Genomic DNA, 2210 nt, shown 5'->3' on the forward strand with positions numbered 1-2210 from the left:
CCGCTATTCTTAATTATTCCAGGTATTATTGCTTACCATATGTTCGGGACTGTTGACGCATCAGGACAAAGTTTTGAAGCGGATACTATGTATACTCGTCTAGTGAACGAGGTGTTACCTAAACCATTAGTTGGCTTCTTTATTGCTGCAATGTTTGGTGCTATTTTGTCGACTTTTAACGGTGTTTTAAACTCTTCAACAACCTTATTTACATTAAATGTTTATAAGCCGATGTTTGATAAAGAAAATAAACTTTCTGATTTAGAGTTAGTGAATAAAGGACGTGTATTTGGCCTATTCATTGCTATTTTATCGGTAGGTATTGCACCATTCATTATGTTTGCACCAAATGGTTTATTTGACCTGTTACAACGTCTTGCTGGTTTATTCAGCGTGCCTATCTTTACCATAGTATTAATGGGTTACGTGACAAAACGTGTGCCTGCTATTGCAGCTAAAATATCGCTGGCTTTATTTGTCGTGGCTTACGGTACCATTCAATTTACGCCAACGGCTTTCCATTCATACTTAGGTCCACTGCAACCGCTTGCTGAGTTACATTTCTTCCATCAATTAGCGGTGTTGTTTGTGATTTGTTGTACGCTAATGTACTTGATTGGTAAAGTACGTCCTCGTGAGACTGCTTATGTAATGCCAATTAACGAAAGTATTGATATCACGCCTTGGGCATTCCGTTTTGAAGCCTCTGGTATTATTCTTTACATGGTATTGGGCGCATACATTGTCTTCTCTGACTTAGGGTTAGTGACCGGAGATAAAGGCTTTATCGTTATATACGCTATTGTTGGCTTGGTCTTATTAGCAGGTATCATTGCGAGAATTAGAACCAAACAAAGACATGCTAAAAAATTAGCAGCTGGTTTGGCAACTAGTTAACGCTTTTAACCATCATGAGATGCAATAGGTGCTGATACAGCACCTTGGATAAAAAGCAGAGCATAACCCGCTCTGCTTTTTTGATTGTAGGTCTTGCTCGGCCCCTAATTTTCCCCTTTAATTCAATAATTTTTAATGGTCGTGTTATTTGTTGATAGGGGGATCATAAAGTTGCTATTTGATTGAACCACGATGGCAATAGCCCCTGTATAATAGCAAGTGATAATCGGTGCCGTTCGTATAACAAATATATATGGAAGTAGATAATGAGTGTGACATTTAAAGATGTAGCTAAGCTAGCCAACGTTTCAACACAAACTGTTTCTCGTGTCACCAATGGTTCTGCAAATGTTGCTGAAGAAACACGTATTAAAGTTAATGCGGCCATCAAAGAGTTAGGGTATATCCCCAACAAAGGTGCGCAGATTTTAAGTCGCGCTAAATCGACTATGATTGGCGTAGTGACCGTTGACATCCTCTTACACGGTGCCTCTTTAATTACTAATGGCATTCGTAAACAGGCTAAACAGCATGGTTATGGTATCTCCTTAGCGGTGGTTTCAACGCATACTTATGAGAAAGTAACCGCGGCGATAGATGAGCTTAAATCACAGCGAGTGGAGTTTGTTATATTAAATATTCCGCTTAGCAAAGAGGAGTCAGAACAGATACAAACGACGTACCAAGGTATGCACTTTGTATTTATCGATGTGCCATTGGATAGCCAGGTTAATGCTGTCTATGCAGCTAATTATGAAGGTGCAAAAGCAGCGGTTAATTTAATGATTAGCTTAAAAAGAAAGCGTTTTTTAGTGATCACAGGACCTAATGACTCTAGCGCTTCTCAACAGCGTTTAGCGGGTTGGATAGATAGTATCGAAGCACATCCTGATGCTGCGATAGTTGATCAATTTGAAGGTGATTGGCTCGCCAGTAGTGGTTATTTACATACTCAACAAGCCTTGAGTAATAGTTGCCAGTTCGATGCCGTATTAGTGGGCAGTGATCAAATGGCATTGGGCGTGTTAAGAGCGCTTAACGAGTTTGCTTTACAAGTGCCTCAACAGGTATCTGTGATTGGTTTTGATGATACTGCCGACAGTGCATATTTCACTCCGCCTTTGACCACGATTAGGCAAGACTTTCTATTGATTGGTGAGCGTAGTGTATTGATGGTCTTAAAAATGGCTGAAGCTGAATTACAGTCTGTGCAACAAGAGTTTATTGAAACGCAGCTGATTGAGAGAAAAAGTACTCAACTTTATCAACAAACAGAGGATAATAAAGACAAACTACGTGCTTTGCTTAAGCAG

At 39.7% G+C, this 2210-nt stretch carries 2 protein-coding genes; both read left to right on the forward strand.

Annotated elements, in window-relative coordinates; translation table 11 throughout:
- The coding region (locus DS885_RS14525) for a sodium:solute symporter family transporter (protein WP_441344268.1) at positions 1–897 on the forward strand (897 nt) is incomplete at its 5' end.
- Between the two features lie 266 nt (positions 898–1163).
- On the forward strand, positions 1164–2210 hold a 1047-nt coding region (locus DS885_RS14530; protein ID WP_113820141.1), incomplete at its 3' end, for a LacI family DNA-binding transcriptional regulator.

Origin of the sequence: Psychromonas sp. B3M02 (assembly GCF_003318165.1) — a bacterium.
Lineage (GTDB): Bacteria > Pseudomonadota > Gammaproteobacteria > Enterobacterales > Psychromonadaceae > Psychromonas.